19 protein-coding genes are annotated in these 21,692 nt (G+C 62.5%); 6 read left to right on the top strand and 13 right to left on the bottom strand.

Translation table 11 applies throughout. From position 1 onward, the window contains the following. Positions 1-6: 6 nt before the first annotated feature. Positions 7-1,005 carry a LacI family DNA-binding transcriptional regulator gene (locus AC1DD7_RS19295; RefSeq protein ID WP_477516208.1) on the bottom strand — a complete coding sequence of 333 codons (999 nt, stop codon included), beginning with the start codon at positions 1,003-1,005 and terminating at the stop codon, positions 7-9. Positions 1,006-1,182: 177 nt separating this feature from the next. Between AC1DD7_RS19295 and AC1DD7_RS19290 the strand changes: the two genes are divergently transcribed. From AC1DD7_RS19290 to AC1DD7_RS19270, 5 genes are all read left to right on the top strand, one after another. Next, positions 1,183-2,295, top strand: coding sequence for a substrate-binding domain-containing protein (locus tag AC1DD7_RS19290; RefSeq protein ID WP_431118007.1), 1,113 nt, complete (start codon positions 1,183-1,185; stop codon positions 2,293-2,295). 18 nt (positions 2,296-2,313) lie between these two features. Then, positions 2,314-3,360, top strand: a complete 1,047-nt coding sequence (locus tag AC1DD7_RS19285) for an ABC transporter permease (protein WP_223947813.1) — start codon at positions 2,314-2,316, stop codon at positions 3,358-3,360. Next, positions 3,357-4,151 (top strand): ATP-binding cassette domain-containing protein, encoded by a 795-nt coding sequence (locus AC1DD7_RS19280; RefSeq protein ID WP_431118005.1) that lies wholly within the window; start codon positions 3,357-3,359, stop codon positions 4,149-4,151. Before AC1DD7_RS19285 ends, AC1DD7_RS19280 begins: the two co-directional genes overlap by 4 nt. 120 nt (positions 4,152-4,271) lie before the next feature. Next, a complete protein-coding gene (locus tag AC1DD7_RS19275; RefSeq protein ID WP_477516207.1) occupies positions 4,272-5,231 on the top strand; it encodes a carbohydrate kinase family protein in 960 nt (319 codons plus the stop codon). Between the two features lie 325 nt (positions 5,232-5,556). Then, positions 5,557-6,906 carry an MFS transporter gene (locus AC1DD7_RS19270; protein ID WP_477516206.1) on the top strand — a complete coding sequence of 450 codons (1,350 nt, stop codon included), beginning with the start codon at positions 5,557-5,559 and terminating at the stop codon, positions 6,904-6,906. Between the two features lie 2 nt (positions 6,907-6,908). Here AC1DD7_RS19270 and AC1DD7_RS19265 read toward each other — a convergent pair whose 3' ends face one another. From AC1DD7_RS19265 to AC1DD7_RS19210, 12 genes are all read right to left on the bottom strand, one after another. After that, a complete protein-coding gene (locus tag AC1DD7_RS19265; protein WP_477516205.1) occupies positions 6,909-8,171 on the bottom strand; it encodes an MFS transporter in 1,263 nt (420 codons plus the stop codon). After that, the gene (locus AC1DD7_RS19260) at positions 8,168-8,542 is read right to left on the bottom strand and encodes a MarR family winged helix-turn-helix transcriptional regulator (RefSeq protein ID WP_442018253.1); all 375 of its coding nucleotides are present in this window, start codon (positions 8,540-8,542) and stop codon (positions 8,168-8,170) included. The genes AC1DD7_RS19265 and AC1DD7_RS19260 overlap by 4 nt, the downstream gene beginning before the upstream one ends. A 190-nt stretch (positions 8,543-8,732) precedes the next feature. Continuing rightward, the gene (locus AC1DD7_RS19255) at positions 8,733-10,346 is read right to left on the bottom strand and encodes a GMC oxidoreductase (protein WP_477516204.1); all 1,614 of its coding nucleotides are present in this window, start codon (positions 10,344-10,346) and stop codon (positions 8,733-8,735) included. A gap of 35 nt (positions 10,347-10,381) precedes the next feature. Then, positions 10,382-11,878 carry an MDR family MFS transporter gene (locus AC1DD7_RS19250; RefSeq protein WP_477516203.1) on the bottom strand — a complete coding sequence of 499 codons (1,497 nt, stop codon included), beginning with the start codon at positions 11,876-11,878 and terminating at the stop codon, positions 10,382-10,384. 150 nt (positions 11,879-12,028) lie between these two features. Beyond that, positions 12,029-12,994, bottom strand: coding sequence for a fumarylacetoacetate hydrolase family protein (locus AC1DD7_RS19245; RefSeq protein WP_477516202.1), 966 nt, complete (start codon positions 12,992-12,994; stop codon positions 12,029-12,031). After that, positions 12,991-13,995 (bottom strand): amidohydrolase family protein, encoded by a 1,005-nt coding sequence (locus AC1DD7_RS19240; RefSeq protein ID WP_477516201.1) that lies wholly within the window; start codon positions 13,993-13,995, stop codon positions 12,991-12,993. The genes AC1DD7_RS19245 and AC1DD7_RS19240 overlap by 4 nt, the downstream gene beginning before the upstream one ends. Then, entirely contained in the window at positions 13,992-15,128 is a 1,137-nt protein-coding gene (locus AC1DD7_RS19235; RefSeq protein ID WP_477516200.1) for an FAD-dependent monooxygenase, read from the bottom strand. The genes AC1DD7_RS19240 and AC1DD7_RS19235 overlap by 4 nt, the downstream gene beginning before the upstream one ends. Before the next feature lie 28 nt (positions 15,129-15,156). Then, positions 15,157-16,149: a cyclase family protein gene (locus AC1DD7_RS19230; protein ID WP_477516199.1), complete on the bottom strand. Its 993-nt coding sequence runs from the start codon at positions 16,147-16,149 to the stop codon at positions 15,157-15,159. Continuing rightward, a complete protein-coding gene (locus tag AC1DD7_RS19225) occupies positions 16,146-17,126 on the bottom strand; it encodes a fumarylacetoacetate hydrolase family protein (protein ID WP_477516198.1) in 981 nt (326 codons plus the stop codon). Before AC1DD7_RS19225 ends, AC1DD7_RS19230 begins: the two co-directional genes overlap by 4 nt. A gap of 177 nt (positions 17,127-17,303) precedes the next feature. Next, the gene (locus AC1DD7_RS19220; RefSeq protein ID WP_477516197.1) at positions 17,304-18,320 is read right to left on the bottom strand and encodes a VOC family protein; all 1,017 of its coding nucleotides are present in this window, start codon (positions 18,318-18,320) and stop codon (positions 17,304-17,306) included. Between the two features lie 92 nt (positions 18,321-18,412). Continuing rightward, complete coding sequence (locus AC1DD7_RS19215) at positions 18,413-19,225, bottom strand: hypothetical protein (RefSeq protein WP_477516196.1); 813 nt, start codon at positions 19,223-19,225, stop codon at positions 18,413-18,415. Beyond that, the gene (locus AC1DD7_RS19210) at positions 19,222-20,319 is read right to left on the bottom strand and encodes a Gfo/Idh/MocA family protein (RefSeq protein WP_477516195.1); all 1,098 of its coding nucleotides are present in this window, start codon (positions 20,317-20,319) and stop codon (positions 19,222-19,224) included. Before AC1DD7_RS19210 ends, AC1DD7_RS19215 begins: the two co-directional genes overlap by 4 nt. 103 nt (positions 20,320-20,422) lie before the next feature. Between AC1DD7_RS19210 and AC1DD7_RS19205 the strand changes: the two genes are divergently transcribed. Further along, positions 20,423-21,688, top strand: a complete 1,266-nt coding sequence (locus tag AC1DD7_RS19205; protein ID WP_477516194.1) for an ROK family protein — start codon at positions 20,423-20,425, stop codon at positions 21,686-21,688. The last annotated feature ends 4 nt before the right edge of the window (positions 21,689-21,692 follow it).

The following is a 21,692-nucleotide window of genomic DNA, read 5'->3' as shown; positions in this document are numbered from 1 at the left end:
TTGCAATTAGTTCGGGGGCAGTATCTCGCCGGAGCCCCTGGGGATGAGTTCCGTTGGGACGATATACGTCTGCGGTGGGCGGTTGTCGCCGTCGATCCTTGCAAGAATCCGCTCAGCAGCGAGCTTTCCGATGCGTTCAGGGTGCTGGGCAACCACGGTGACCCCTGGCTCCATCATGTCGGCCAGGGTGAAATCATCAAATCCGACCAAGGCGACTTTGTGCTGCACACCGAGGGATTTCAGCGCCCGCATGGCACCGAAAGTCACCAGGTTCTGACTGGAGAATATCGCCGTAGGTGGGTTCTCCGATGTGAGCAATTCGTGCGCAGCCTTGAGGGCCGTTTCCTCGTCGTGAAGATTCTCGCGGACCGCAACGGTGGAGGTCGCGATGCCGGACCTGCCGACCTCGTTCAGGAAACCCGCCCGCCGTTTCACAGCGGTCTGGATATCGGTCCGGTCCCCGAGGTAAGCCAGTCTCGTGTGGCCGTGCTTGATGAGATGCGCGGCTGCCGCCGCGGCTCCCACTTCGTTATCCGTGACTACCGCATCTGCCTCGATACCCACAGGCTCGCGGTCGATGAACACCAACGGCAGATCCCGTGAATGTTCCGGAATCATGTACGCCTGGCTCTTGGCTATGGTGGTCAGCACAAGACCATCCACACGACGCCCGAGGAAAGCCGAAATCAGCTTCCTTTCCCGGTCCGGGTCGTCATCCAGGCTCGAGGCAAAGACAGCAATTCCCCGCTCACCGAGGGCATCTTCCATGGCGCGGTGGATCTCACCACTGAAGGGGTTGGACACACTCGGAAGCAACAATCCGATGGATTGGGTTTTCCGTCCGGAGCGCTTCAGGCTGCCGGCCGTGATGTCCAGGTGGTACTGAAGTTGCTCCGTTGCCCGCAGGACCCGCTGACGGGTTTCCTCCGAAACGCCTGGTTCGTCGTTCACCACCCTTGAGACCGTCTTGATGCCTACCCCGGCAAGATCAGCGACGTTTTTCATCGTTGGGGGCTTGCGCGCAGGATCGGGTTGGTAACGATTAGACATCGTTGTCAACGAATTACTCCTCAACTTCAATTAACACTTGACTGCACTGTGTGAGCTTGGTTACATGTTACCTGACAACGTTGTCATGGGGGAATCACTCGCCATGAGCAGCCACAAAAAACAGGAGTTTCAATGTTGAGTTCCAAAGCCTCGAGGTCGGCAAAGACCCGCCTTCTTGCCGCTGGTGCAGTACTGACGCTGGGCGCGCTAAGCCTGACTGCCTGCGGCGGCGGCTCCTCGCCTTCGTCCAGCGCGAGCAGCGATGAAAAGATCGGCGTTTCGCTGATTGTGAAGACCACGTCCAATCCGTTCTTTGTGTCGATGCAGGATGGCGCCAAGAAGGCTGCCGCGGCGGACGGCGTTGATCTCAAGCTTGCCGCAGGCAAGGCCGACGGCGACGAAGACACCCAGATCCAGGCCATTGAAAACGCAATCTCCAAGGGCGACAAGGGTATTCTCATCACCCCCAACGGCCCGTCCGTAGTGGATGCCCTGAAGAAGGCCAAGGACGCCGGCTTGTTCGTTATTGCCCTGGATACCCCGCCGGACCCGGCCGATGCCGCTGACATCACGTTTGCCACGGACAACTTTGCCGCTGGCGAGCTGATCGGCAAGTGGACCGCCCAGCAGCTGGCGGGCAAGAAGGCTGTGATCGCACTTGTGGACCTCTTCGATGACAAGGTTGTGTCCGTTGACTATAACCGTGACCAGGGCTTCCTGACCGGCCTGGGCATCGACACTGCCGATAAGAAGAAGAACGGCGACGAAGCCAAGACGGGCAAGTACACGGGCGGCAAGGGTGGCGAGTACGAAATCGTCGGCAGCCAGGCTTCCCAGGGTGCCGAAGATGGCGGACGTACCGCCATGGAGACCCTGCTGGCCAAGAACCCCAACATCAACGTCGTTTACACGATCAACGAGCCTGCCGCTGCCGGTGCCTTCGAAGCACTGAAATCCGCGGGCAAGGAAAAAGACGCACTGATCGTCTCCGTTGACGGCGGCTGCTCAGGTGTGAACAACGTCAAGTCCGGCGTTATCGGCGCCACGGCACAGCAGTACCCGGTGAAGATGGCCGAGCTTGGCGTCAAGGCCATTGTTGACCTCGCAAAGACCGGCAAGAAGCCCGCCAACTCTGAGGGCCTGGACTTCTTCAACACCGGAGTGGAGCTCGTCACGGACAAGCCTGCAGACGGCGTGAAGAGCATCACCACTACCGAGGCTTCCCAGATCTGCTGGGGCAAGTAAGTTCAGGAGCAACCTAAAGTGACCCAGCAACAGACCGCCGGCCCCCCGAGCGCCGGGCACGCTGATCTGGCCGAGGAATTCCTCGACCGCCAAACACCGCTCAGCAGAATCCGCAACATTCTCCACCGCTACCCCGCCCTCAGCCCGGCAATTGTCCTGCTGATCGCGGTGGTGGTCTTCGGACTCCTCAACGATCGCTTCCTTCGGGTAGAGAACCTCTCGTTGATCACCCAGCAGGTCGCCGTCGTCGGAACCCTGGCCATTGCTCAGACCCTCATCATCCTGACCGCCGGAATCGACCTTTCCGTCGGGGCAGTCATGATCCTGTCCTCGATGGTGATCGCTCAGATGGCTGTCGGCAGTGGCGTCCCAGGTCCACTGGCACTCATCGCCGGTTTGATCGTGGGACTTGCGTCAGGTGCACTGAACGGTTTCCTCGTGACACGTTTCCGGCTCCCGCCGTTCATCGTCACGCTCGGAACCCTGAACATCTTCATCGCCCTGACCCTGCTCTACTCCGGCGGCAGCACCGTCCGCGGATCCGCCATGCCTGGTGTACTCACCTGGCTGGGAAGCACCTTCCCGATCGGACCCGTCCGGATCTCCACCGGCGTCGTCATGATGCTCCTGCTCTACATCGCCGTCGCCTTTATCCTGGGCAAGACCGCGTGGGGACGGCACGTGTACGCCGTGGGCGATGACAAGGAAGCAGCCCGCCTGGCCGGTATTCCGGTCAACCGCGTCCTCATGAGCGTCTACCTGGCCGCAGGAGCCGTCCTTGCCGTCGGCGCCTGGATCCAGATCGGCCGTACCAACGCCGCAAGCCCCAACGCCGGCGTCGATCTGAACCTGGACTCCATCACCGCCGTCGTGATTGGCGGAACCAGCCTCTTCGGTGGCCGCGGCTCCATCTGGGGTTCCTTGCTCGGAGCGCTGATCGTCGGTGTCTTCCGCAACGGCCTCTCCCTCGCTGGCCTGGACGTGCTCTACCAGACCCTCGCGGTGGGCATCCTGATCATCATCGCCGTATCCGTCGATCAGTGGATCCGAAAGGTCAAGTCATGACCATGACTGAATTTACAGCCTCACACACCGAAACCCGCGAGCCCATCCTTAAAGCCAGGAACCTCGTGAAGACCTTCGGCCGGGTGGTTGGCCTCGACGGCGTCAACCTGGATCTCTACCCCGGCGAAGTCCTGGCCATCATCGGCGATAACGGTGCCGGTAAGTCCACGCTCATCAAGTGCCTCACCGGCGCCGAAGTTCCGGACACAGGAGAAATCTTCGTATCCGGACAGCAGGTGCACTTCAAGCGGCCACAGGACGCCCGGGTCCACGGCATCGAAACGGTCTACCAAAACCTGGCCGTCTCGCCGGCCCTCGATGTCGCGTCCAACCTGTTCCTCGGCCGTGAAGAGCGTCTTCCCGGGCCCCTCGGGACCATCTTCCGGATGCTCGACACCAAGGGTATGCGCAAGAAGGCCAAGGAAGAACTGACCCGGCTGGGCATTTCCACCCTGCAGGACGTCACTGTGCCGGTGGAAAACCTTTCCGGCGGCCAGCGCCAGGCAGTCGCCGTGGCCCGCGCGGCGGCATTCGGATCCAAGGTGGTTGTTCTTGACGAACCGACGGCGGCACTGGGCGTTCGTGAATCCAACCAGGTACTGCAGTTGGTCCGCGACCTTCGTGACCGCGGCCTGCCTGTCATCCTGATCAGCCACAACATGCCTCACGTGTTTGACGTGGCCGACCGGATCCACATCCAACGCCTGGGCAAATGCGCGGCCACCATCACCCCGCAATCCCACACCATGACCGACGCCGTCGCCATCATGACAGGTGCGGCCAAAGCCTGACAGGCCGCACCACACCTTCCGTTTCCAAACGGAACCCCCTTCTCCGTCCGCGGACCTGCCCACAGGTCCGCGGACGGATCCACACCCGGCCGTCCAGCCGGTACCGACGAAAGAACCGAGATGCATAAGCCTCCCCCCGGCACCTCCGCCCAAGACCAGCTGGATGTTGTTGTTATCGGCGAAGCCCTGATCGACATCGTTAACACGCTCGAAGGAACCATCAGCTATCCAGGAGGATCCCCGGCGAACGTGGCCTATGGCCTTGGCCGGCTCGGCGTATCCACGGGGCTGCTCACAGCAATCGGCGAAGACGATCACGGTACCGCCATCACCAACCACCTCCAGAGCGCAGGCGTCCGGCTTCTTCCGGGTTCAATGTCCCTTGGACGCACAGCCACCGCTACTGCCACGTTGGCGGCTGACGGCTCGGCCAGCTACGAGTTCGACATCGCCTGGGAGCTGGCTCCGGTAGCGCCCGCCATGATCCCGAAAGTCCTGCACACCGGATCCATCGCCACATTCCTCGCCCCGGGAGCCTCCACCGTCCGCTCCCTTCTTGAGCAAGGCCACAAGTCCTGCCTGGTCACCTATGACCCCAATATCCGCCCTGCCCTCCTTGGCAGCCATGCTGAAGCAAAGAGTGTCTTCGAGGACCTGCTCCCGCTCACGGACGTTGTAAAACTCAGCGACGAAGATGCCCACTGGCTCTACCCGACGTCGTCTCCGGACGAGGTCACGTCCCGCCTGCTCGCGCTGGGTGCGCGCCTGGCCGTCATCACCATGGGCGCTGACGGCGCCCTCCTCGCCACGCAAAGCGCGAAGCTCAGCATCCCCTCCGTGAAAACCGAGGTTGCTGACACCATCGGCGCCGGCGACTCCTATATGTCTGCCCTCATCTTCGGCCTTTTGGCAGAGGGCGAAGAAGGATTTGCGCCAGGAGCCCTGGAAAGCATCGGAAAAACTGCCTCCATGGCCGCAGCAATCACGGTCAGCCGCTCCGGTGCCAACCCGCCCACCGTTTCGGAACTTCAGGCGCGGCTGGGCATGTCCCTCAGCGCCAGGCTTCCTGTAGCGCCTTAACCAGGGCCTTTTTCCTTGATGGCCTGACTTCCTGAACAAACGGCTAAATCACGACGGCGGCTGGTCGCCTTTCGGTTCCGAGGAACTAACGGTTCCTTGGGAACCGTGGCGACCTGCCGCCGTCGTGCGTTTTTCGTTGCGACTCCCTGACAATCCCTCAGCGACCTTTGACGTATCGCAGGTCACATCGTATGATTAATGAATCGATTCAAGAGTGGGATCAAACCACACGTAACCTTCCTCATGCTGAATGAGCACCGCATTGTTCAGTCCTGGATTGGAAGAGTTTTTGTTCCTTGCCAACGACGACAAAGGAGTTCAGCGAATGACCGTCACGCACCGGAGGGATACCCCTTCCACCCAGGACGAGACCATCGGCCGGAAGGACCCGAAGAAGGCCGCAATGAGCGGCTGGATCGGAAGCGCGCTGGAGTACTACGATTTCGCGCTCTATTCACTGGCTGCGACGTTGCTTTTCCCCACGATCTTCTTCCCCACGGAGAACCCGACCGTCGGCATCATCGCTTCCCTGGCCACCTATGCCGTGGGATACGTTTCCCGCCCGCTCGGCGCAGTGGTCCTGGGTGCTTACGGTGACAGGCATGGACGCAAGAAGGTCCTTGTCTTCGCAATGCTGCTCATGGGGTTCGCTACTTTCGCGGTAGGACTCCTGCCAACCTACGGACAGGTGGGGCTTCTCGCACCAGTCCTGCTGGTGATTCTCCGCTTGATTCAGGGCTTCGCGGTTGCTGGCGAACTCGGTGGTGCCAGCGCGATGATCGTGGAGCACTCCCCCGATGCCAGGCGCGGCTTCTTTGCGAGCTTCAGCCTTCAAGGCACGCAGGTGGGCTCCATCCTCGCCACGGCTGTCCTCATTCCGCTCGCCGCCCTCCTGCCTGATGACCAGTTCCATTCCTGGGGTTGGAGGCTGCCCTTCCTCCTCAGTGCCGTCGTAATTTTGGCCGGGTACATCATCCGCCGCCGCGTGCAGGAGCCACCCGCCTACCTGGCGCAGTCGGGAGAGCCCAGCACCAAACGCCGGTTCCCCCTTGCAGACCTCCTGCGCACCCACCCGTGGGTCCTGGTTCGATGCGTTGCAATGACCTTCACGAACGTCATCGGCATGGCCACCCTGATCTTCGGCGTATCTTTCGCTACCCAGAAGAGCTATGGCAACGGCTTCTCAAGCAGTGAATTCCTCTGGGTGACCATGGCCGCAAACGTAGCCGCAGTGGTAACTATCCCGTTGTTCGGCGCATTGTCAGACCGGATTGGCCGGCGGACACTCATGGTCGCAGGCGGGATCGCGGGCGGATTGCTGACCATGGTGTACCTGTGGGCGATCGAACAGGGCAGCCTGCCGCTGATCTTCGTCTGCGTCGTGATCGTCCAGGGCATCCTGTTCCAGATGTGGAACGCCACCTTCGCCACGTTCTTCCAGGAGCAGTTCCCCATGCGGATGCGGGTGACGGGCTTCGCAGTTTCCCAAAACATCGGCCTCATGATCGCCTCGTTCTTCCCGAGCCTGTTCACGGCCATGGCTCCTCCCGGATCAGCGAACATCCCGGTGGTCATCGGCCTGACCACTCTGGGCATCTGCCTCGTCTCGGCGCTGGCAACCCTGTTGTCTTCGGACACCAAGGGAAAGACGCTCGAGGACCTTGAGTCCCGCTAGCCTCAGGACCCTTGGGTTGCCCGCCTCCGCAGCCATGCATTGCGCACCTGTTCACGGAGCGTCTTCTGGCTGCGGCGGCTGACCAGGATCACACAAGCGACGGCGGTCAAAAGGACCACCACGCCGCCGGATGCCACAGCCCAGCGGGCCCCGAATTCCGTGCCGATCCAGCCCATAAGGGGTGCTCCGATTGCCGTGCCGCCTTGCAGGATGGCCAAGTACAGGGCGAGGACGCGTCCACGGAATTGGGGCTCAACGGACAACTGAATGGTGGTGTTGCAACTGTTCAGGAACGTGATGGACGCCAGCCCTACCGGAACAAGTACTGCGGCGTAAATCCAGAACGACGGCGAGATGCTCGCCAGGACAGTAAAGGCGCCGAGGCTCAGTGCACCGCCCAGCATGAAACGGAGCCGCGGGCCGGACCTACGGGCTGCAAGCAACGCGCCTCCGAGCGTTCCCACCGCCATGATGGAGCCAAGGAGGCCAAACTCCTCCGGCCCCATGCCAAACTCCGCCGTGGACATCAAGGAATTCGTCACCTGGAAGTTCATGCCAAAGGCACCAAGGAGGCCCACCATCAACAAAATGAGGACCAGGTCAGGGCGTTGACGCACATACCGGAGGCCCTCGGCTAATTGGTGCTTGCCGCGGGCCACTGGCGTTGCTGGTTCCAGCTCCGATGCCTTGACCCGGCAGAGGGAAACCATAACGGCCGCAAAGCTCGCTGCGTTGAGAAGGAACACGGGGCCCGTGCCGATCCACGCAATGAGCACACCGGCGATGGCAGGCCCGGTCAGCCTGGCGCTGTTGAAGGATGCAGAGTTCAGGGCCACGGCGTTGGAGAGCTTGTCAGGGCCAACGAGTTCTGACACGAACGCTTGACGGGCCGGGCCGTCAATGGCCGCAGCCAACCCCAAGGCAAGCGCGGCGAGATAGACGTGCCACAACTGGGCCACACCCGTTATCACCAGAAGGCCAACGATCAGCCCGCAGATTCCCATCGCCGTTTGGGTCCAGAGGAGGATCACGCGCTTGCGATAACGGTCGGCCAGGACGCCCGCATACGGTCCAAGCAGGAGCATCGGCAGGAATTGCAGTGCCGTGGTGATGCCCACCGCCGTTCCGGAGTGATTTGTGAGGACCGTCAGGACCAGCCAGTCCTGTGCCACCCTCTGCATCCAGGTGCCAACGTTGGATACCAGCGCACCACCAGCCCAGAGCCGGTAATTGGGACTCTCCAGGGCACGGAACATGGCACTCACTTGGCGCTCATCTCCTGCATGATGTGTGCGGCCCGGCTGAGCGTCAGCCGATCCTCCTCGCTCAGCCCTGCTACGCGCTGGGCCAGCCAGGCAGTCCGTTGACTGCGGGCCTCGGCCAGAACTTCCTGGCCAGCGGGGGTGATGCTGATGTGGACCTGCCGGCCGTCTTCGGGGTTGGCCTGCCGTGACACGAAGCCTTGCCCGGACAAAGCGTTCACGATCCGGGTCATCGACGGCGCCTGGACGTGCTCCAGCTCGGCCAATTCCCGCAGCGTCTGCGAACCGGAGTTAAGGTGGGCAAGTACCGTGTACTGCCCTGGGGTAATGACCTCGCCGGTGGCTTCGATGCGCAGCCTGCGGGATGTTCGCATTACTGCGGTTCGTAGATCAATGGCAAGGACATCAGCTTGAATCTCCGCCGGTCCGTCGTTAATTGCTGCGGCCACTGGGAGGCGCCTCCTGAGGTTGGCATAATAGTTAGCAGTGCTAATTAGCTCCGCTAACTATTATGCTCCTCCCCCGGCAGGCTGTCCACGGAATGTGATCAGGCCAATGTCATCGTCACGCCCCGGTGTGGACCACCTCTTCGTTGACCGCCGCGCTTGGGGCGGCCAACTCTTCCGCCAGTTTCCGTGCGCCGCGCACTGCAATGGCAACGCTCATCAGGGTCGGGTTCATGGCCGTAGCAGTGGGAATCAGCGCGTTCCCACCCACCACCAAATTCCCGTAGCCCCACACCCGCGACCATGGGTCCGCAACTGACGTGCCGTCGTCGGACGCTCCCATCCGCATGGTCCCCTGGTAGTGGAGGCTGGAGCCGTTTGGCATGAGCCGGGGTTCGGCCACGAAGGTGCCGAGCGCCCTGCCGGCCCGGCGAAGCCGTGCGGTGGCATCTTCGATCTCAGCGTTCTCCCTCTCGGTAAGGGCATAGCTGATGGTCATATTCGGGAAACCGCGGTAGTCCAACTCGTTGTCGTCAAAGGTCACGCCGTCTTCAAAACGCGGGTGCTTGCGCATGCCGTAACCCATGTTGACGTAGCCCCAGCGGTTGCGTGCGTAGGGTGCGTCGGGCGCCATGGGGAACGGCGTTGTTTCGGAGTACATGACCTGTACGGAGAAGGGATGATCCGGCTCGGAAAAAGGAATCCGGTTGACGGCCGCTACGGGATCGGCAGGGTTCTGGGCGCGCCGGGCAAGCTCGGCATCGAGGTCCGCTTCGGTGGTAAACCGCTCCATCTTGTCCGCATCAAGGGCAACAGTGGAGATCACCACTGGATGCTCCGTGAGGTAGTGGCCCAAGGCGGGAGGCCGGACGCCGGAAGCCCAGAGCAATTGCGGTGAGCGGAAAGCATCCGCGGCCACCACTACTACGTCTGCCGGGACAAAAGTGGTTTCTCCCGTGCGAAGGTTTTCCACGGTGACACCGGTGGCCCGTTGGCCTTCTGTTTCCACCCGGCGTACCAGCGTCAGATCACGCAGTTCAAAGCGCTCGGACAGCGGGGACCCGGGATCGATGAGTGGACCGAGGACAACATCGGCACCGGCCCATCGCATGGAACCGTCAGGCTGGGGATCGCCGGCGACGGGAAGGGTACCTACTCCATAACCCTCCGGCAGCTCGCCAGCGAATTCTTCTTGCAGGAGTGACCGGATGGCGGCCCCGACTCCCGAGTCGGCGAACGCTGCGCCCTGCACATGAAGCAGGCCCTTCGCCGAGGTGATGAGGTTCTCCCACTCGTCGTCGGCGATGAACGGGATCTTCTCACTGAAAGCCGGCGACGGCGTTGCGCACGTCCAGTGCGCCCCCTGCCCACCGACGTTGGTCGCCGCTGCAGCGGCGGGGAAAGTTTCGGCGTGGGCCGATCCCTGCCCACCGAAATCAAGGAGGTGGGTACCTTGGCGGGCCGTGAACATGCCCTCAGTCACGGTCCCCGCCGGAATACCCAGCGACTCCCGGAACGCGCCGGACTGCGGCCCCTGCGACATCTCCCGCGCCCTGGCCTTCTGATCGGGGTCAACGATGTTGCGAACGCTTTCACCTGGCCGGCCGGTCAACTGCGGTCCGGCTTCAAACATGATCACGTGGGCGTCCGGGGTGCCTTCCACAAGCAACCGTGCGTACGTTGAGCCGATCGGCCCGCTGCCAACAATGGCGATGGTCGGATTCTTGGACATTGTTTCTCCTTGGTGCAAGGTCAGTTGGTGCAAGGTCAGGCCGAAAGGGTCTCGGAGACTTCTGGTTGGGTGGTTTGTGGTTCGTCCGCCAACCGTCCGTGCGGCAGCAGGACGGCGGCGATGATGCCAATGGCATAGGTAACGGCGAGCGCGATGAAGATTGGGGAGAACACAGCACCATAGATTCCCGCGACGACGTCCTGGGTTTCAGACGGAGCCTGGTGAACCGCATGGGGTGTGAGGTTTGCGGCGTCCATGCCCGCGGGGAGCAGCGCCGCGACGCCGGAACCAATGGTTCCGCCAATGATGGCGGTGGCTACGGTGGAGCCGACCTGTCGCACGAGGTTGACCGTTGCGGTGATGCTTCCAGTCTGCTTGGATGGTGCGGCGCTTTGAACTACCGCAACAATGAGGCTCATGAAGGATCCCGTTCCCATCCCCACAAAGCCCATGACGAGCATCGGCACCCACAGGGGAAGTCCGATCGGCAGCCAGGCCATCACGAACAGCCCCATCGCCCCCATGCACGTTCCAATAATGGGAAAGATCCGATACCGGCCGGTGCGGCTGGCGAGCCATCCGGTGAGAAGGTTGCTGATCAGCATGCCCAGGACGGTGGCTATGGGCACCAGTCCGGATACTGTGACGCTGATCCGGTAGGCCATCTGGAAGTAGGTGGGCAGGTACGCGGTGATGGAGAAAAGCCCGACGCCGATAATCGCCGAGAGCGCGGTGCCGGCGGCTATGGTCCTGTTGGCGAAGAACCGCAACGGGACGATTGGCTCTGGTGCGCGGCGTTCGATGATGAAGAAGGCCATCAAAGCCACCACACTGACGGCCAGGGCCGCTACGGCCTGAACACCAACGCTTCGTTCGGCGGTCCATGTGACGCCCAAGACCAGGAAGACGAGGCCCAGCGTGAAGGCGCACGCGCCGGCCACGTCGTAGTGCTTCGGAATCTGGCCCCGCTCAAGTCGAGGAACCGCGACAAAGGCCAAAACCAAGGCGATAACCCCCACAGGGATGTTGATCCAGAAAACCCAGGACCAGCCCCAGTAGTCAGTGATCGCTCCGCCGAGGACGGGGCCCACCAGGATCGCGATGGGGAAGGCAGCTCCGATGATCGCCAGGTACCGCGGACGCTCACGCGGCGTGGTCACCTTGGCAACAATGGTCTGCGACATGAGCTGCAGCCCGGCCGAACTCATTCCCTGAATCACCCGGGAAGCAATCAGCCAGGTGATGTCTTGCGCGAATCCGCAAGCGAGGGATGCGAGCAGGAAGATCACCAGGGAAGCGAGAAAGACTCGTCGTGGCCCCAGGACGTCCCCGAGTTTGCCCAGCACGGGCAACAGGACGGTACTGGCGAGCGTGTATCCCACCACAACCCAGCTCATGAGTTCCAGGGCTCCGAGTTCCCCGGCGATGGTGGCCAGCGAGGTGGAGACCACCGTGTGGTCCAGTGCCCCCAGGAAGGACACGGTCAGGAGGGAAGCGACGAGGAACCGAAGTCTCAAAGTAGAAAGTGGCATGGGGTTTCTGCCCGAACGATCGGGCCGTCGACGCGACGGTTTGTGCCTCGGCAGCATCCTCACTGCCGAGAACGGATCCTTGCGGGGATCCCGACGCCACTTTCATTTTATATTGAACTTTGGTCTAAAAGCAACAGAAGATTGTTCCTATTAGACCCTAATGCGGGCGCGGCTTCGGTTCCTGGCCCGAGGCACAAGAGGGCCCTCGACGGCGGCACCCACCGTGCCTGTCAGCTCACCAATGCCTTCCACCACCATGCGCACTTCGTCGCCGGCCGTGAGCGGCGCAGGGCTAAGTTCACCCCTTCGCCCCCACAATTCACCCAGGCACCCTCCATTGCCCACGGTGCCCGAACCCAGGACATCCCCAAACACGACCCGGGAGTTCCTGGATGCGTAGGAAACGAGCTCGGGGAAGGTCCACCCCATGTTGGAGACCAAGTCCTCCCCAACCCGTTCACCATTGATGAAGACCTCCGCCCTCAGTGCCAGGAACCCATCGTCATCCACGTACGGTTCCAGCTCGTCCGCCGTGACGATCCACGGCCCCAGGCTGGTGCCAAAGTCCTTTCCTTTGGCAGGGCCAAGCCGGACCTTCATTTCCCTCGACTGGATGTCCCTCGCGGACCAGTCGTTCATGATGGTGTAGCCGAAAATCGCTTCAGCAGCCTCGTCGCCGGCAAGGTTGGCACCTCCGGGACCACCAAGCACTGCGGCGATCTCCAGCTCGAAGTCGAGACGCTGCGTCACAGGAGGAGTGACAGGCTCACCCGGGCCCAACACCGTGTGGGGATTCGTGAAATAGAACGTCGGCGCCTCGTACCACTCAGGCACTACTTCGCTTTTGCCGTCAACAGAAGCGCTGACTCCTTCAACATGTTCCTCGAAGGCAACGAAATCCCTGATCGCAGCCGGAACCAACGGCGCAAGCAGCTGGACAGCGTCCAGTGGCCGGCCGCCGTCATGCTTCACTCGCCCGTACAGTTCACGGGCACCTTCTAGACCGCGCGCCAGAACCTCGGCCACCCGCAGGCCGTTCGGGAACGCCACCACGGTGTCCTCGATGATGAAGCCCTCGCCTGTTTCTGCGCCGTCCTGCCAGCGTGCAACCTTCATGCCCGCACCCGCTGCGCCAGCAACGCCTCTGCATTGGTGGAAAGAATCCCGTCCGTGACATCATCCGGCAGCCCTGCGGCGCGGACTTCGGCTACGGGATCTTCCGGACCCATGTCGAACGGGAAGTCGCTACCCATGAGCACCTGCGAGGGTCCGGCAACGTCCACGAGGTGGCGCAAAGCCGAAGGATCGTGCACCACCGTATCGAACCAGATCCGGCGCAAATAGCTTGACGGCACCTCACTGCAACCGTGGGCTTCCGGGCGTACCCGCCAAGCATGGTCGGAGCGGCCGATGGCTGTGGGAAGGTAACCACCGCCGTGGGCAGCCAGGATTTTCAGGCCGGGGTGCCGGTCCAGCACTCCCGAGAAGATCAGGTGCGAAAGGGCTACGGCGTTCTCGGCCGGCTGGCCCACAGTGTTGGACAAGTAGTACCTGTCCAGGCGCTCATCCAGACTGCAGCCGAACGGGTGCAGGAAGACCACGACACCCAACTCCTCCACCCGCGACCAGAAGGGTTCCAGCCCTTCGTCGGACAACTCGACGTCGCCGGCAAACGAGGAAATTTCGATACCCGCAAGACCCCTGCCGAGGATGGCGTCATCGACGCATTCCACAATCCGCTCAGGATGCTGCAGCGGAACCAGGCCCAGGCCCGTCAGCCGCTCCGGCGCCTGGGCAACGTGCTCCGCCACAAGGCGGTTGGCCTCCGTGGCGCTCCACACGGCAAGACCTTCTTCGGCCCAGGGATAGAAGTGGTTCGGGGATGCACTGACCCATTGGTGATCCACGCCTTGTGCGTCCATGGCAGCCAGCCGTGCGTTCACGTCGGTCAGCCGTGGAAACCGTTCGCCGATCATGCGTCCGGAAGCTGCGAGGCTTTCAGGTCCGTTGCGTCGGGCCTCCAACTCTGCAGCAGCCTTGAAGGCCTCCGGGGCACGCCGTTCAACCTCGGCCTGAAGGGACGGCAGGAGCACGTGCGCGTGAACATCGATCGTCATGCCGGAACCGCCATCTTCTGCGCAATGCCGAAGAGCAAGCCCGGAGCGTCTGCATCCTTCTTGCCCTCGATCTGCCACTGGCCCAACTGAACGGATGCCTCCACCACAGCCTGAACGCGTGGAATCCGACGCTCATGGAAGCTGTCCCAGAGCTTGTCGTTGAGGGCATCCGAGCCAACCAGCAGCTCAGCCAGAACCACAGCGTCTTCAAGCGCCTGTGCGGCACCCTGCGCGATGGTGGGTGGGCAACTGTGAGCGGCGTCACCGATGATCACCACCGGGCCGCGGTTCCAGCGGCCGGGCACCAGGTGCTTGGTGAACCAGGTGTAGTTGACCTTCGCTGCCGAGCCCAGATCCTCGCGGATGGAAGCCCACGGGCCCCCGTATGCCATGGACTCCGCGCGCATGATGTTCACGGCTTCCTCGTCCGAAACCCCGAAACGGTCCTGCGCCTTCTCAACCAGGAACGCGTACATGGTGTCCTCGCCCGTGGGCGTGTAGCCGGCAATATAGACCGGGCCGCCGTAGTACAGCTCGCTGTGTTCCACTTCCTTGGGGCGGGAGACGAAGGCGCGCCAGATGCCCATACCCGTGGTCTCCGGGGAGGTGTCGATGCCCATGAGTCCCCGGATAGAGGAATTCACGCCGTCCGCACCAATCAGAAGATCGTAGCTTCCCGCAGGGGCCTCGTTAACAAACACCTCCACCTTGTGGTCATCACGGACATCAAATCCGGTGACTTTGGATCCGAAGCTGACCTTCGCTCCGGCTTTTTCGGCGTGCTGCAGCAGGATCCGGGCGAGGTCCGGACGATACATCCCCATGCACGCGGGGTAGTCCGGCCCCCCGGTTTTTACCTCGGGGAGTTGGGCGATGACGGGCGCATCAGGACCAGGCGCCCGCAGGGTCAGCCCCTCGAAAGCCATGCCCTTTTCGCGCACGTCTTCCCAGACGCCCAGGGCGTCGAAGACACGAAGCGCATTGCCCTGCAGCGTGATGCCCGAGCCGAGCGCGCTCAGTTCCGGCTTCGCTTCAAAAACGTCGACGGCGACCCCCGCCTTGGCGAGCTGGATGGCGGCCGCCATGGCAGCAACACCGCTGCCGGCGATCGCTACCTTCTGGACTGCTGTCATGATTACCCCTTGGTTGTTGTCGGGTTGGTTAGAGGATCGCGATGGGATTGATGGGCGAACCAACGGCACCGGTAATCGGCAACGGGGCCGCGACGAGGAGGAACTCGTAGCGGCCGCGTTCACGGCACTTCTCCGCGAGGTGGTCCAGGTCCCACAATTCGCCTACCGTGAGTCCCATGTTGGGAATGACCACCTGATGAAGTGGCTGGAAGGCCGGAACATCAAACTCGTTCGGACGGACTTCGAAACCCCAGGTATCGGTGGCGATGGCCGCGATCTCAGTACTGTGCAGCCAGCCAGCCGTCGTCAAGGAAAGTCCGGGCGCCGGGCCTCCCGCGTAATCGCCCCAGCCGTCCCTGCGCGCACGTGTCAACTGGCCGGTCCTCACCAGCACGATGTCACCCGTGCCAACAACGCTGCTGGCACCCTGGGCTTCGATGCAGGACTCCAGATCTGCCGTGGTGATGGCATAGCCGTCCGGCAGCTCTCCAGTGTCCGGGTGAAGATGGCGGCCAAGATCCAGCAGGACGCCCCGGGACACAGGAGCCGCTGCCGCGTGCTCAATTCCGGTGACAAGGTCGCCGTCGCTCGTCACCACATCGCCGGCCCTGCGACCGTTCCAGGCGGCACCGTGGTCAAAGATGTGGCCAAGGCCGTCCCATTGGGTGGAGCACTGAAGCGGCATGGAAATGACGTCATCCGCGCCACCTAGCCCATGGGGAAATCCCTGCGTGCCCCGTTCGGCATCGGTTCCGGTGTCCAGCATGGTGTGTACCGGGTTGGTCCGGCGTCGCCAGCCTTTTTGTGGCCCATTCATATCGAATGGTTGCGATAGTGAGGTGACGTCGCCGTCCTGCACCAAAGCGGCCGCTTGCTTCCTCTTGGCAGCGTCAATGAAGTTCAGCGTGCCGAGGACGTCCTCTTCGCCCCACCGGCCCCAATTCCGGTAGGCCTTGCCGCGACGCGAGATCTCACCCTCGGGATCGTTGCGGTCAAGCATGTCAGGGTTGTCCATGTTCATGGCGTTCCGTCCTGGGCTTGTTCAGAAATGCAGCGCACCATCTGCGTTCCAAGTCCTTGGATGCTTCCCGTCATGACATCGCCGTCCCGGAGCAGCCTCCCCCAATGGGCTCCATTGCCAGCCGGGCTTCCCGTCAGCAGCAAGTCACCAGGCAGGAGCGGCATGTTCTGTGAGGCGGCAGAGACCAGAGCGGGGATATCAAAGAGGAGATCGTCCGTGGTGGCGTCCTGCATGACGTCACCGTTGAGTTCCAGGCGCACCTTGAGCTTGGCAGGGTCCACGAACTGCGATGGGACCAGGAAGGGACCAGTCGGAAGGAACCCGGGCGCGTTCTTGCCGCGGTACCAGTCCGTGCCGATTTCCTTCATATCGCGTCGGAAAACCAAGTCCCGGGTGGTGATGTCGTTGACCACCGTGTACCCCGCAACATGCTGCATGGCGTCCTCACGGCTTACCCGGAAAGCCTCAGCTCCGATAACTACGGCGAGTTCCAGTTCCCAGTCGTGCTTCTCGCTGTAGGCAGGAAGGACCAGCGGTACGTCGTCGCCAACCACGCAGGCGGGAAGGCCGATGAAGAAGTAGGGCTCACCGTTTGCCTGGCGGTCATCCATCATCCTGCCGGCCCATTCGCGGGCCTCCTCCGGCGAGCGCGGATCGTCCTTGTCCAAGCCTGCGACGACGAGGTCTATGACGTGGGTCCTGTAGTTGGCTCCCGTCTGGAGCACCTGTCTGGGGTGCACCGGAGCGGTGAGCACAACGCTTTCCAGCGGCAGCCATGGGCCCTCACCTTCGGCAAGCTCTCCCAGATGGTCCCAGTCGGGAGCGGCCAGGAAGGCATTGAGATCGGCGGCATGGAGTTCCTCCGGACCCAGAGGCCGGATGCGGTCACCGGAGACGAGGCCCAGCCGAACTTGGTCACCGTCCCGGTAACGTGCCAGTGCAAACGGTGCTTCCAACTGGCCTGACGTCGTCGTCATGACGTAACTCCCCTCGCGGGCCATCTTCGGCCCGCTTTTCATTGAATGTCGGAAATCGACATAAGTAAATCAGTTTGTGTTTATAGCGGGCATTACCGGCATGGATGTCCGTGATGCCACCCGTCGGGAGCCGCGGCGCAGCTCCCGGCAGGCATTCCTAGGCTTAGGCAAGCATTTCTAGCCTTGGCCCTGGCGCGCGTAGGGGTTGAACAAGGCTTCCTTGATCTCCTCCGGTACGCCTTCTTCGGTGGCACTCGGGCCGTCCGCTGGGGGGAAGGATTCAGTCATGGACATCGGCATGGCTCCATTCCGGTACATGTTGTTCGAACCAATGGACGGGGTCCACGTGTTGGGCTCCCAGTCCGGAACGTAGTTACGGTAACCGCCGGTGTTGAGCTCGATGCGCAGGCTGGAAGGCTCGCGGTAGTAGAGGAAGTTCTGCTCACCGATGCCATGGATGGAGGGGCCGTACTCGATCGGAATGCCGTTTTCCATCAGCGTGTCCGCCGCGATCAGGAGCTCTTCACGGGTGTCTACCCAGAACGCGTAGTGGTTGATGCGCCCGGCGCGGGTGGAGCCGTCCAGGACTACTCCGAGGTCGTGGGATTTTTCGTTGGTGGTCAGGACGGAGAACACGGAAATGGGTGCTCCGTCCAGGACGGTCCGGGCCATGATGCGGAAGCCGAGAACGTCGTTGTACCACTTGGCGAACCCGTCCACGTCACTGGTTGCGATGGTCACGTGGTCCAGCTGGCGGGGTGCGCCCGCCACCTTGCTGCGACGTGCCGGACGGTCCGGGTAGATGGAAAGGTCCTGGCCCTCGCCCTGGTACCGGGTTACATCCCAGTGCAGCGTCATGCTGTGACCCCAGGGCCCAACAAACCGGTAAGCGCGTCCGATTCCATGGACATCGATCCATTCGCCGCTGGCCCCTGCGGCCTCGATGCGCCGAGCGGCTTCCTCGAGGGCCTCAGCGCTGGACGTCCGCCATGCCATGGTTTCCAATGCCGGCTCTTCGCCAGGAACGACAACCACGCTGTAGCGGTAGTAGTCGCCCCAGCAACGCAAGTACACGGCGCCGTCGACGCGGTCTACAACCTTGAGTCCTACCTGGTTGACATAGAAATCAACGGAGGCTTCGACGTCGGGGGTGGTAATCGCCACGTAGGAGAGGTGGGAGAGAAGCTTGATCATCTTCGATCCTTTCAATGGTCTGTAAGTCTGCCCACATCAAGTCTCTGGCCACCCGAGCACATCAAGGAAGAGGATATTGGCTATGCCGCAGATCAGTCTTGCTTATGTGGATCGAGGAGGGTTGAAACGAGTCTGTGGTCCTCCAGCAAGTGATCGAGCTCGGTCAGCCGCTCGCCTGAGGAGCAGGCGTCCAGTGCCCTGCGGAGTGCAAGGCGAGCTGACGTTTCATACCGCAGCGGGGCCAGCGTTGTTCCATGGCCCGTGGTCGTCTTCAGGCGGATGCTTGCCCCGGCCCTGCCACACTCCACCTCAGTACGGACCTCACCCAGCGCCATCACCCGAAGCAGCGGATCACGCGCATCCCCTGTCAATTGCCGCACCCCGACGGTCACAGGAACCGGGCCGGATGCGCCGGCGGCTTCGAGCAGAAAGATCCCGTCCCCACCGCCGCAGTAGCTGAGCGGCCCGCCGGCGAGGACAGCGGCCCACCTGAGACCGTCGCGCAAGGTTGCCTCCATCTCGCCTGCCGACGCCGCACCTTCAACTGTCACCATCGAAGCCGGACTTCCAGCCCTCGCGTCGAGCGCATTAACGACGACGTCGGACCGCAACCGGGGTCCCTCCACCACCACCGGCACAGTCACGGGCTCTTCCCCCAAAAACCCAGCCAGCGCCTCCAACGCCTCAAACGCAGCCAGCGGCACGCTCTTCGGGTTTGAGACGACCACCGCCAAAGCCCCCGCTGCCTGCACCTCCACCAGGGATGTCCACCATGGACCCTCCTCTGGAACAACCACCACCCCCTCGCTCGCATGGTCACTTAGACGCGCGCTGGCAGGAAGCTCTGCTACTGCCGCCCGATAGTGCAGGGATCCTGCTGCCACAACGGGACGCGCCGGGCTCATCGACGAACTCCCTCGGTCATGGCGGCGAAGACATCGTCGGCCAGTTCCAGCGGGTACAGGGCATCCGCCAGGACCTGGTGGTAGTCGACAGGGATGTGGCCTTCGAGGAGTTGGGCGAAGTGCAGCCACTCCGCCTCGTAACCATCCTGGTCCACGGAGGGATACTCCCTGCGGGAACCATCGGCGTCCACCACCGAGACCCACCCACTTCCTGCGTGGACAAATGGAGGCGGGAAATCAAGGTCCAGGCGTCCTTCAGCGGAGGAGAAAGTCATCCGCCACAGGGCGTCGGGGCCCGCCGGCAGCATGGTCAGAGCCAACTGGACGCTAACGCCGCTGGCTTTGTACCCCACCGCGTATCCGATCGGCGGCACAAAGCGGGCGTACTCAATCCGCTCGATGTCAGGGGCGAAATGCCGGACTGCGGGAAGATCGTGAACGGCAAGGCCCGTCAGCAGCTGTTTCACGATCTGGGCGGCAACGCCGGGGCTTCGCGAGTCAGGGCGGTCACCGGTCCGCGGCTGAGGGTGGCCCCCTTCGGAGACCAGCCGGTGATACCGGTCGTTGGGCGGCAGCGCGAGCGTCACGGCGATGGAGCCGAGCCGCCCTTGTTGCTCCAGTCCCAGTTGCTCCAGTCCTTGTTGCTCCAGTCCTTGTTGCCCCAACCCCTGTCGCTCCAGCAATTGCCGCGCCCGCAGCCATCCGGCGTCGTGCAAGTGGTTTGTCCCCACCAGCAGGATTGTTCCGGCGTCCTGACACGCGGCTACAACTTCCTTGGCCGCCTCAACACTGGTGGCCAGGGGCTTTTCGCAGAAGATCGCTTTCTTTCCCGCCTTCACGGCAGCGAGGAGCTGCCGCGCGTGTTCAGCCGGAGGACTGCATATTGCCACCACCTCAACCTCTGAATCAGCGAGCAAATCGGCGTCCCCTTTTGACCATGTGGCACCTAACGGTTCGGCAAGTGCTTGCGCCCTGCCACTGCCCGCATCTGCGATATGTGCCACGCGGAAGGTACTGGGCAAACGGCCCACAGTGGGAAGGTGAAGGGCGCCCGCCCCGGGCCCAGCGCCGAGAAAGCCTACGTTCCATGTCATGACACACTCCTTTTGTCGGTATTATTCCTAAGTTCATCCGGTTCTGGCTATAGTTCACGAAAATCCACACATTAGTGGCCGTCTTGTGGGACAATTTGGAGTTATGACCACAGATTCGACGCTCCGGTTCGGCGCGCAGACAGACGAAGTCACGAGTTTGCTGCGAATCGTGAACCTTGTGCGCACGGGGGAAGCAACCACCCGCCCCGAGATCGGCCGGGTCACAGGCCTTGGCCGCGGCGTCGTGACTCAACGAGTGGACCAGGCGATCCAGATGGGCTTCCTGGGCGACGGTGAGTTCGGAGCCTCGTCAGGAGGCCGTGCCCCCAGGACCCTCCGTTTCCGCTCGGAACAAGGGCGAATCATCGTGTGCGCCCTCGGCGCCCTCCACATCCGGGTTGGATATGCAGCCTTGGACGGGGACATCATCGAGCAAAGGCATCGCGAGTGGGACATTTCCCGCGGGCCCGCCGAAACCCTGGAAGCGGCAATGTCACTCCTGGATGAACTCCTTGAAGACGCCGGTGAATTGCCCGTTTGGTCCGTGGTTGTTGGCGTTCCCGGTCCTGTCGATTTTGAGAGCGGACAGCCGGTTGCGCCGCCCATCATGCCCGGTTGGAACGGCTACGACGTCCGGACTCCATTCGAGGAACGCTTTGACGCCCCCGTGTGGGTGGACAACGACGTCAACCTGCTGGCGCTGGGTGAGCGGGCGCGTCGTCGGGATGCCTACGCTGACCTCATTTATTGCAAGATCGGTTCGGGAATCGGCGCCGGCCTGCTGTCGCAGGGACGCATTCACCGGGGTGCCAATGGCGCGGCGGGCGACATCGGGCATGTCCGCGTTCCCGACTCGGACGCGCTATGCCGGTGCGGCAAGGTTGGCTGCCTGGAAGCCGTGGCCGGTGGCTGGGCCTTGATCCGGGACGCTGAACTTGCCATCGAGGAAGGCGCCACCGGCCCCCTGGCCACCTCCGTAGAGCGTGGACAGCCGCTCTCCCCCGAAGGCATTGCGCTTGCAGCCATCAGCGGCGACGCATTGGCGGTACGGCTTCTTCAGCGTTCGGCCAGGGTGGTTGGTGAATCGATCGCGGCATTGGTCAACATGTTTAATCCGGGAATCATCGTGATCGGCGGAGCCATGGCATCCGCCGGCGAGGTGTACCTGGCCGAAGTACGGCAGCGCGTCTACGAGTTGTCCCTGCCGTTGGCCACCAGGGATCTTCGAATCCTGCTGTCCGTGAACGACGAACGGGAACCACTGCGGGGTGGAGTGGAGTTGGCACGCGAACAGCTCTTCGAAGCAACGTTCCCCCGCTGGTTTGCCCAAGGAAAACCACGCCCCGTCAAGAGCATGGCGATGAGCTAGCCCC

The organism is Paenarthrobacter sp. 10L412 (assembly GCF_056395565.1).
This window is presented reverse-complemented; position numbering and strand designations above follow the sequence as displayed.

Coding starts and splice junctions, on each gene's coding strand:
- AC1DD7_RS19255 (WP_477516204.1), bottom strand. CDS start 10,346: ATGTCCAAGAATCCGACCATCGCCATTGTTGGCAGCGGGCCGATCGGC.
- AC1DD7_RS19210 (WP_477516195.1), bottom strand. CDS start 20,319: ATGACATGGAACGTAGGCTTTCTCGGCGCTGGGCCCGGGGCGGGCGCC.
- AC1DD7_RS19205 (WP_477516194.1), top strand. CDS start 20,423: ATGACCACAGATTCGACGCTCCGGTTCGGCGCGCAGACAGACGAAGTC.
- AC1DD7_RS19275 (WP_477516207.1), top strand. CDS start 4,272: ATGCATAAGCCTCCCCCCGGCACCTCCGCCCAAGACCAGCTGGATGTT.
- AC1DD7_RS19290 (WP_431118007.1), top strand. CDS start 1,183: ATGTTGAGTTCCAAAGCCTCGAGGTCGGCAAAGACCCGCCTTCTTGCC.
- AC1DD7_RS19240 (WP_477516201.1), bottom strand. CDS start 13,995: ATGACGATCGATGTTCACGCGCACGTGCTCCTGCCGTCCCTTCAGGCC.
- AC1DD7_RS19230 (WP_477516199.1), bottom strand. CDS start 16,149: ATGAACATGGACAACCCTGACATGCTTGACCGCAACGATCCCGAGGGT.
- AC1DD7_RS19215 (WP_477516196.1), bottom strand. CDS start 19,225: ATGAGCCCGGCGCGTCCCGTTGTGGCAGCAGGATCCCTGCACTATCGG.
- AC1DD7_RS19235 (WP_477516200.1), bottom strand. CDS start 15,128: ATGACAGCAGTCCAGAAGGTAGCGATCGCCGGCAGCGGTGTTGCTGCC.
- AC1DD7_RS19260 (WP_442018253.1), bottom strand. CDS start 8,542: ATGCGAACATCCCGCAGGCTGCGCATCGAAGCCACCGGCGAGGTCATT.
- AC1DD7_RS19245 (WP_477516202.1), bottom strand. CDS start 12,994: ATGAAGGTTGCACGCTGGCAGGACGGCGCAGAAACAGGCGAGGGCTTC.
- AC1DD7_RS19280 (WP_431118005.1), top strand. CDS start 3,357: ATGACCATGACTGAATTTACAGCCTCACACACCGAAACCCGCGAGCCC.
- AC1DD7_RS19295 (WP_477516208.1), bottom strand. CDS start 1,005: ATGAAAAACGTCGCTGATCTTGCCGGGGTAGGCATCAAGACGGTCTCA.
- AC1DD7_RS19270 (WP_477516206.1), top strand. CDS start 5,557: ATGACCGTCACGCACCGGAGGGATACCCCTTCCACCCAGGACGAGACC.
- AC1DD7_RS19220 (WP_477516197.1), bottom strand. CDS start 18,320: ATGATCAAGCTTCTCTCCCACCTCTCCTACGTGGCGATTACCACCCCC.
- AC1DD7_RS19250 (WP_477516203.1), bottom strand. CDS start 11,878: ATGCCACTTTCTACTTTGAGACTTCGGTTCCTCGTCGCTTCCCTCCTG.
- AC1DD7_RS19225 (WP_477516198.1), bottom strand. CDS start 17,126: ATGACGACGACGTCAGGCCAGTTGGAAGCACCGTTTGCACTGGCACGT.